We start from the raw sequence: 7978 nt of genomic DNA on the forward strand, positions 1-7978 counted from the left end.
ATGGAACAACTGTCGGGTCGAACCAAGGTCGGCTACGCGTTGCGCGGAGTGGTCGCCATCGCCGTCGGGCTCGTCGTCGCCGTGGCGCTCGTACTGCGCGGCTCGGGATCGCTGGAGCGCAATCCCGAGGTCACCGTCGCCATTCCGGCGTCCGCCGGGCTCATCACAGGGGAGGCTCCGGTCCGCTACTCGGGTGTCAACGTCGGGCACATCTCCGGCATCGACTCCGGTGTCGAATCGTCCGTGGTGACGCTGCAGATCGACGGCGACTCGATCGATCTGATCCCCAGCACGGTCCTCGCGCGAGTGGTTCCACGAACCTTCTTCGGCGACATCTACATTCAGCTCGTCGACGACGAGTCGACCGCGGATGCCGCGGCCCAACCGCTCGCCGAGGGCGACACCATCACGGTCGACGAGGGCCCGGACGCCGTCGCGCTCTACAGCATCTACACCAAGCTCGTCGACGTCCTCGACCGCATGCAGCCGCAGAAGCTCCAGACGGCACTGACCGCTCTCGGTCAGGCCCTCGACGGCCGCGGCGAGACCATCGGCCGTGTCGTCGACCGGCTCGCCTCGGTCAGCCCCGCGCTGACCCCCGCGATGCAGCAGTTCCTCGACGCCACACCGGAGTTCCGTGAGGTGATGGCCGCGCTCGACACCGCGACGCCCGACGTCCTGGCGACGCTCGCATCCGCCGCATCGGTGTCGCGCACCATCTCCGACCACAGCGACTCGATCGGCCGCATGCTCGCCTCGGCATCCGGGTTCGCCTCGACGGCCGCCGGCTTCACTCGGGAACGGCAGGAGCAGATCACCACTGTCGTCGACTCGGTGGGCATCATTCTCGCCACCACCGCGGCGAACCCCGAGGGGCTCACCGGCACCCTTGCCGGCGCGCAGTCGTTCGGTGCAGCGGGCGGCCGGGTGTTCTCGACGGGCAAGTTCAACATCACCGCGGTGCCGTCCTTCGCGGACCCGTTCCCCTACACCGGGGAGGACTGCCCCACCTACGGCACCGAGACGGGCGACCACTGCAGTGGCGGACCGTCGCCCGCGCACACCGCGGCCACGACGAACACGAACCCCGTCGCGGCACCGGTGGTCGACACGGCCAAGGAAACCGATGCCCTCGGGCTGCTGGAGTCGCACCTACGCGGACTGCCCGCACTGCCCGGAGTCGACCCCAACCCCGCGACCGTGATGATGCTCGGTCCGCTCGTCCGTGGAAACGAGGTGACCGTCCGATGAAGCTCGGATGGGTTCCCGTCGCCAAACTCGTCGGCTTCTGCGCCGCAGGCGTGGCGTGCGGACTGCTGGTGTCCAACACCCTGCTCGTCCCGGTTCGCGGCGACACCGAACGCTATTCGGTGGAGTTCGTCGACGTCGAGGGTCTGACACCGGGTAATCCGGTGACGATGGCAGGCATCCGTGTCGGCCGGGTCGAGAGCATCGAGTTCGCCGATGCAGGCGGTGGCACCAGCAAGGCGGTCGTCGGGATCGAGGTAGAGGCGGACCAGCCGCTGACCACCGATGTGACCGCCGCGGTCCGATACGGGGACATGCTCGGCGCGCGCTACATCGCGCTGTCCGGACCCGACGGACGGCCGGTGTCCGCGACCGGCGAACAGCCGGTCGGCGCAACGGATTCGGAGGGGTCGGAGGTGCTGCCGCCGGGATCGACGATCCCGATCGACCGCACGACGCCGCCCGTCGACCTGACCGCGATGATGAACGGCTTCCGGCCGCTGTTCGACGCCCTCGCGCCGGATCAGGTCAACAGCCTCACCCGCGGCTTCGTCGAGACCTTCTCGGGGCAGGGCCAGTCCGTCGCGACGCTGCTCACCCAGATCGGCGATCTGAGCAGTGGGCTCGCCGAGCGTCAGCCCGTGCTCGAACAACTGGTCGGGAACATGTCGTCCCTCCTCGCCTCCGTCGACGCCCGCTCACCGGAACTCGAGGAGCTGCTCGTCGGCCTCGGGGCCCTCTCGTCGACCGTGGTCGGCAGCAACGACCAGCTCGTCGCGCTGCTCGACGGCGGGAGCACGGCGATCGCGGACCTCGCGCGGGCGATGGCGGTGTCGAACGGAGCGTTCGGCAAGTCGATCACCGATCTGAAGTCGGTCACCGACGCATGGATCGGATCGACGGACCAGTTCAACGAGTTCCTGGCGAAGATGCCCGAGTTCGGCTCCGACCTCAACCGGATCGGCAGCTACGGCGGCTTCGTGAATCTCTACCTGTGCAACTTCACGCTGGAGGCGGGGGACATGCAGGCGAACATCTTCGGGACCACCCACTCGCAGGTGTGCCAATGATGTTTCTCGTCAAACTGATCGACGTCTTCGTTGGAATCTTCCTGTTTCTCTTCAAAGGGGAGCGGCGCAGCAACTCGACGCCGATGGCGCTCGGTCTACTGGGGATCGCGGTGCTCGTCATCGGGCTGCTCGCCGCGGTCGGCGCGCCCCGCGTGTGGTACCAGGTCCGGACACAGGCGTACTCGGCGGAACTCGCGAACGCCAGTGGACTCGCAGGCGGCGATCCCGTCTACGTCGCGGGGGTACCCGCTGGACGGGTGGAGGGCATCGACCTGGCGGGCGACCACGTCGTGGTCGACTTCCGGCTCGACAAGGACCAGCCGCTGGGTAACCAGACGACCGCGACCGTCCGGCTCAAGACCGTCCTCGGCAAGCGTTACCTCGAGGTCGTGCCCGCAGGTGTCGACGAGGGGCGGACTGTCATCCCCATGTCCCGCACCACCGTTCCGTACGGACTCGACGACGTGAGCCGGGACGCGACGAAAGCGGCGGCCGACATCGACGTCGACTCGCTGCAGGCGATGATGACCACGCTCGAGCAGGTGCTCCCCGCCGACTCCGAGGAGTTGGGCAGGGCGTTGACCGGGCTGAGCGGTGCGTCGGCGGCATTCGCCCGCAACGGCGAACAGATCGACGAGTTGCTGACGATGTCGCGTTCGCTGTCGGACCTGATGGTTCGCCAGACCGACTCCGTGACCACAACCGCACGCAACGCGCAGACGGTGATGCAGATCCTCGCGGCGCGCAGGCAGGCGTTGACCGATCTCGTGGACAACCTCACCCTGGTCCTCGACTCGCTGGCGAACACCATGAGTGCGAAGGAATCCGAGTTCGGGGGACTGATGGAGAACCTGGCCGCGGTGACCGCCACCTTGAAGGACAACGCGGCCAACATCGACCAGATCATGGTGAAGGTGCCGCCCGCGCTACGCGGAGCCACCGATGCCACGGGCAACGGCGCCTGGACGGACGTGTCCGCACCCTCTGCGGTCATCCCGGACAACCTGCTGTGCGCCATCGGAGTGATGCAGGGGTGCAAATAGATGAGCGTCCAGTCCGTCTCCGCCTGGGAAGGCGACGGCCCCGCGAAGAAGCGCCGCCTTCCGGTCGTCGTGACCGCACTGCTGCTAGTCGTCGCCGTCGCGGTTGCCGGCTGGTTCGTGTTCGCACGTACCGACCGGTCGAACACCTTCCACGCGAACTTCGCCTACGTCAACGGGATCTACGTCGGCAGCAAGGTGACGGTGCTCGGTGTGCCGGTCGGGACCGTCACCGAGGTCGTGCCCCAGGGCACGACGGTGCGGGTGACCATGTCGATGCCCGCCGACGTACCGCTACCCGCCGATGCGAGCGCGTTCGTGCTGAGCCCCTCGGTGATCAGTGACCGGCACGTGGAACTCGGCCCCACCTACAGCAGTGGACCGACGCTCGAGGACGGCGCGGAGATCCCGCCGGAGCGTAGCCACGCGCCGATCGACTTCGACTCACTGATGGGCAGCATCAGTACGCTGACCGAGGCCGTGAAGGTCGAGAACGGTTCTCCCGCAGACCTTCTGAGCAAGGCCGCCGACGGCTGGCGCGGACAGGGCGACGAGTTCAACGAGGCAATGCGCAATCTCAGCTCCGCGACGGGTGTCGTCGGCGCCCGCGCCGAGGACATCGGCGTCCTGGTGTCGAACCTGTCGGGTCTGATGGCCGCGCTCGACGCGCGGCAGGTCAGCCTGGACGAATTGGTTCGCGATCTCGGTGCGGTCGGGGACCAGTGGGCGTCGACCGACGTCGATCTCGCGGCGCCACTGCAGGATCTGCAGGTCGTCCTCGACCAGGTCGGCGCCTTCATGGACCAGCACGGCGACGACGTGGGTGCGGCGGCGGAGAACGTCGACGCGCTCGGCGACGTCCTCACCGCGAACCAGGCCGGGCTGGCGGAGTTCATGGACCTGGTACCGCTGCTGATGCAGAACCTCGCCCGGGGCATCGACGACACCAACAAGGGTCGGATCCGGCTGAACATCTCGACGGCACTGACCCAGTTCGCCGTCGCGCAACCGCTGTGCGAGGAGCATCCGTTGCCGCTGTGCACGGGTGCCGGATTCACCAACCCGATCCCGTTCCCGGTCAGCCAGTCCGATCCGCTCAACATCGCCGGCGCAGTAGCAGGGGGGAACTGATGCGCACCAGGACGATTCGCGTCGTCGCGGCGACGGCCGGAGTCCTGCTCACAGCGGGCTGTGGCATCGGCATGCAGGATCTTCCGCTCGGCCGCAGTGCGGACGGGCCCGCGTACACGGTGACGTTGCAGCTCGCGACCGCGGAGGGTCTGCTGTTCGGTGCCGACGTGCGTACGGGGCAGAAGGTGATCGGGCGGATCCAGAGCCTCGACACCGACACGATCGGTGCGAAGGTCGGGCTCAGCCTCGAGGAGTCCACCGAGCTGCCCGACAACGTCCTCGCCTCGGTGGAACTGCCGTCGGCGCTGGGCAGCCCGTTCATTCGGCTGACCCCGCCCGCCGACCCGTCGGAGCGTCCCTTGCAGGACGGTGACGTGATCGTCGAGACGAGCACCACCATCGGGCCTCAGGTCGAGAGCATGCTCGCGACCCTGGGGACGATCGTGACCGGTAGCGGACTGGCGCAGTTGCAGACGGTCGTGAGCGAACTCGACACCGCGTTCTCCGGGCGTTCCGGCGAGATCCGCGGTCTCACCGACACCATGACGACACTGCTGGCCTCCGCGAACGCGAACCAGGACGACTTCGAGGTCGCGATCGACACCGCCGCACGGATTTCCGGGCAGCTGGCGGGGCAGCAGGCCACGGTCGACGCCTATCTCGACGCGATGCCGGGTGCGGTGCGTGCGCTGACCGAGCAGCGCGACAGTATCGCCGCACTGCTCGACTCGACGAGGCAGCTGACCGACGCCGCGAACGTCGTCGTCTCCGGCGACCCTGGCGGGCTCGGTGCGATGGTTTCGGACGCGTCGACGGTGATCGGGGCGCTGGCGGCCTTCAACTCCGAGATCGGGGCGACGCTCGACAACATGAACAGCTTCCTCGACAACTTCGGAAGTGCCGTGCACGGGGACTACCTGAACTTCGACGGTGCGCTCGACATCCCCGGAACCATCGACACGTTGCTCACCGGCGGGCAGGTACCCGGTGGTGCGGTGTCGGCGACCGCGAGCGACCTGACCGATCTGCTCCAGGGAGGTCGACGATGAGACGTCTGGTCGTGGTGCAGCTGGTGCTGTTCGCGCTCGTGTCGGTGATCGTGATTCCCTTCGGGATCAACTACGTGATCGGTCCGCAGGCGTTCGGCACTCCGATCCGGGTGTACTCGGTCATGACCGATGCCCGTGGTCTGACCGCGGGAACGGCCGTGACGTACCGCGGCGTCTCGGTGGGGTCGGTGGCCTCGGTCCGGCTCGATCCGGATGAGGGCGCCCGCATCGACTACGACCTGGACCCGGGCGTCGAGATTCCCGTCGACAGCATCGCCAAGGTGGGGATGGGTACCGCTGCGGGCATCCAGAACGTCGACATCTTCCCGAACACCGGTGAGGGCCCGTATCTCGAGGACGGCGACCTCCTCCCCGCGCCCGCCGATCAGCAGCCGGTGCAGATGGGTGAGCTGATGACCGACGCCTGGGAGCTGATCGAGGGAGTCGACCCGCAGGCCGTCAGTGACATCGGTACGGAGCTCGGGGCGGCGTTCGACGGGCTGGGACCGTCCCTTGCCAGCATGATCGACCATGGTGACGCGCTCACCGCTCAGATGAGCGAGCAGGCGCCGATGCTCACGGGTCTGCTCGAACGGACCGCGAGCCTGGTCACCACGATGGCGGGTGAGTCGGACTCGTTCGTGCGGGGCATGGGGGCGGCCCGTGATTTCACGGAGCAACTCGACACCAACGCTCCGGTGCTGGTGTACCTCGCAGACACCTCGCCCGCCGCACTCGACCAGGCCACGACACTGTTCGACCGCTACCACGACACCTTCGGGTCGCTGCTGGCGAACCTGGTGACGGTGGCGCCGATCATCTCCGATCGGCAGGCCTCGCTCGCGTCGGGCCTGAACGACATCCCACGGGGCCTGGGCAAGCTGGAGTCGATCGTCACCGGGGACCGAGCCAACTTCGTCCTCGTCGGAACGCTGGGGCAGGTGTGCACCTACGACACGGTCCGCCGGGCAGTCGGGGACGAGAGCCCCACCACGCCGAATCTGACGTACTACTGTCCTCCTGCGGACAACCTCGCCCAGCGTGGCTCGCGCAACGCGCCCCGCCCGAACGACCTCGGGCTGCAGAACGCAACGACCCCGGGCACCCCGATCGGGTACCCGCCCGTTTCCGATCCGGTGCTGATTCCCACGGGGACGGAAGCACTGCAGTACTGGAATTCGCTCCTGGAGGACCTCGGCAATGGTCAATGACGACAGCACGCAGACCGTCGCACCCGACGACGTGGAAACGGGGGAGGAGACCGCCGATGTCGCGTCGCGTCGCGGCACCCCGCGATGGGTGGTCGTCGTGGCGGGCCTGCTCGTCGTGGCGCTGATCGCGGCATCGGTGTCCCTGTTGATACAGGTCCTGGACGCCCGCAACACGGATGCACTGCGCACCGAGGCGATCGACACCGCCCGTGACTACTCGGTGGCACTGTCGTCATTCGACTTCGAGAACCTGGACGCGAACCGGGTCGCGATCGTGTCGCAGTCCACGCCGGAGTTCGCGGGCAAGTACAGCGAGATGGTGGATGCGCTGCGTCAGATAGTCACGGACGGCAAGGGGAAGGCCACCGCGACGGTCGAGCACATCGGTGTGCAGTCGATCGACGACGACCATGCCGTTGTTCTCGTCTTCGTCGACCAGCAGGCGACCAACGTCGTCTCCCCGGAGGGGAACACGCAGAAGTACCGGATGGTCGTCAGCCTGACCCGGGACGGCGACCGCTGGGTCGTCGACAACGTCGACACCAAGTAGGACCGTCGCCGCGCCGCCCAGCAGGCGATGGTCTGCTGGGCGGTGTCTCTGGAGCGCTTCGCCACGCGACGCGACCACGGGGTGTTTGCGGCACCGCTGTGACGTCTGATACGAATGCACGTTCCGGCCATTTGCCGGGGCATGTCGTGTCGGCCAGTCCGTGTCCGCTGTTAATCGGACGCGGTCGACAAGGCAGTGGGTGGGGTGAGACTCGTGTGCGACGCCATTGGGGGTTGCCGGCAAGGAGGGCGATTCGACGGCGATCCCGAGCGTGACGGCTGGTCCCCCAGGGCTGTGTCCGTCCCGTGACTGACAGGTGTGCGAACGACGGCAGTTCAACCGACACCGTACTGTGTGTGTGACCGAGAGTTCACGCGTTTCCCCAGGACAGGGCCCCTGTCTCGGGTTCGCTGGTGACCGGCGCCACGGTGGGGTCGCCGTAACGGTCATGCGCCTGATTGAGATACTGAAGAAGGCCCTCACTGCCGTTTGCTTGTGGAATTTGCCTGGAATCGAACATGTGTTCGATTGATCGACCAGGCGATTCGACAAGTCGGTGGCGGGGGCATGAGAGTTGTGAGTGAAGAAGGGCCTGCAGAGTCGGGGGACGTCGGGTCCTCGGCGGTGACTCAGGTCCTTCGTGCACCACGCCGTGGCGGCGGCGACGAGGAGGACACGA

Annotated in this window: 7 protein-coding genes; all 7 read left to right on the forward strand. The window is 67.4% G+C overall.

All coding sequences use genetic code 11. From position 1 onward, the window contains the following. Genes FFS72_RS16560 through FFS72_RS16590 form a run of 7 tightly spaced genes read left to right on the forward strand, consistent with a single transcriptional unit; the run spans position 1 to position 7299 of the window. Positions 1-1251, forward strand: coding sequence for an MCE family protein (locus tag FFS72_RS16560; protein WP_137874973.1), 1251 nt, complete (start codon positions 1-3; stop codon positions 1249-1251). Continuing rightward, positions 1248-2318 (forward strand): MCE family protein, encoded by a 1071-nt coding sequence (locus FFS72_RS16565; protein WP_137874974.1) that lies wholly within the window; start codon positions 1248-1250, stop codon positions 2316-2318. Before FFS72_RS16560 ends, FFS72_RS16565 begins: the two co-directional genes overlap by 4 nt. After that, complete coding sequence (locus tag FFS72_RS16570) at positions 2318-3361, forward strand: MCE family protein (RefSeq protein ID WP_137875001.1); 1044 nt, start codon at positions 2318-2320, stop codon at positions 3359-3361. Before FFS72_RS16565 ends, FFS72_RS16570 begins: the two co-directional genes overlap by 1 nt. Beyond that, entirely contained in the window at positions 3362-4489 is a 1128-nt protein-coding gene (locus FFS72_RS16575; RefSeq protein ID WP_137874975.1) for an MCE family protein, read from the forward strand. After that, positions 4489-5538: an MCE family protein gene (locus FFS72_RS16580; RefSeq protein WP_137874976.1), complete on the forward strand. Its 1050-nt coding sequence runs from the start codon at positions 4489-4491 to the stop codon at positions 5536-5538. The genes FFS72_RS16575 and FFS72_RS16580 overlap by 1 nt, the downstream gene beginning before the upstream one ends. Next, positions 5535-6749: an MCE family protein gene (locus FFS72_RS16585; RefSeq protein WP_137874977.1), complete on the forward strand. Its 1215-nt coding sequence runs from the start codon at positions 5535-5537 to the stop codon at positions 6747-6749. The genes FFS72_RS16580 and FFS72_RS16585 overlap by 4 nt, the downstream gene beginning before the upstream one ends. Beyond that, complete coding sequence (locus FFS72_RS16590; RefSeq protein ID WP_137874978.1) at positions 6739-7299, forward strand: Rv1363c family protein; 561 nt, start codon at positions 6739-6741, stop codon at positions 7297-7299. The genes FFS72_RS16585 and FFS72_RS16590 overlap by 11 nt, the downstream gene beginning before the upstream one ends. The last annotated feature ends 679 nt before the right edge of the window (positions 7300-7978 follow it).

The organism is Rhodococcus sp. Q, assembly GCF_005503035.1.
GTDB lineage: Bacteria > Actinomycetota > Actinomycetes > Mycobacteriales > Mycobacteriaceae > Rhodococcus_G.